Genomic DNA, 307 nt, shown 5'->3' on the forward strand with positions numbered 1-307 from the left:
CACACCAACGAAGTAACCGCCCTGGCAGTCCTACCTGGCCCAGAGGGTCAATACCGCATCATCTCCGGCAGCAGCGACCGGACCGTACGCGTATGGGACCCCGACAACGCCACCGAGCTAACCGAACTCACCGGCCACACCAACGAAGTAACCGCCCTGGCAGTCCTACCTGGCCCAGAGGGTCAATACCGCATCATCTCCGGCAGCAGCGATGGGGGCGTGCGGGTATGGGACCCCGACACCGGCACCCAACTAGCCGAACTCACCGGCCACACCGGCTGGGTGTCCTCCGTCGCGGTGCTACCCA

1 pseudogene is annotated in these 307 nt (G+C 65.1%); it reads left to right on the forward strand.

Annotation, left to right across the window (positions count from 1 at the left end):
- Positions 1-307 (forward strand): annotated as a pseudogene (locus tag FF096_RS26370) (hypothetical protein); the annotation flags it as partial.

It is taken from the genome of Micromonospora sp. CP22 (assembly GCF_009712475.1).
Classification (GTDB): Bacteria; Actinomycetota; Actinomycetes; order Mycobacteriales; family Micromonosporaceae; genus Micromonospora.